Origin of the sequence: Bifidobacterium pullorum subsp. saeculare, from assembly GCF_016899725.1 — a bacterium.
Classification (GTDB): domain Bacteria; phylum Actinomycetota; class Actinomycetes; order Actinomycetales; family Bifidobacteriaceae; genus Bifidobacterium; species Bifidobacterium pullorum_C.
The window spans coordinates 1-443 of sequence record NZ_JACLYU010000242.1 but is presented as its reverse complement, the minus strand read 5'-3'; the positions used below and the strand labels follow the sequence as shown (position 1 = coordinate 443).

At 56.0% G+C, this 443-nt stretch carries 1 protein-coding gene; it reads left to right on the top strand.

The window, feature by feature from the left end; translation table 11 throughout:
• Positions 1–27: 27 nt before the first annotated feature.
• The coding region (gene ndk, locus H7U32_RS10375) for a nucleoside-diphosphate kinase (RefSeq protein ID WP_204469939.1) at positions 28–443 on the top strand (416 nt) is incomplete at its 3' end.

The window sequence follows — 443 nt, the reverse complement described above, 5'->3', positions numbered from 1 at the left end:
GTTATAATACAATCCTTCAACAAATCTATGGAGAGAACCTACATCATGATCAAGCCTGACGGAGTCCAGCGCGGTCTGGTCGGCCCCATCATTGCCCGCTTCGAGGAGAAGGGATACCACCTTGCCGGCCTCAAGCTCGTTCAGCCTACCCGCGAACTCCTTGAGGATCACTACAAGGACCTCAGCGGAAAAGCTTTCTTCGCTGGCCTCGTCAACTACATGCTCTCCGGCCCCGTCGTCGCCATGATCTGGGAAGGAAAGAACGCAGTCAAGGCCGGAAGAACCCTCCTCGGAGCCACCAACCCCCTCGACTCCGCCCCCGGAACCATCAGAGGAGACTTCTGCATTGATGTTGGACGCAACATCTGCCACGGATCTGACTCCGTTGACTCTGCCAACAGAGAAATCGCTCTCTGGTTCAAGGCTGAGGAGCAGACCAAGTG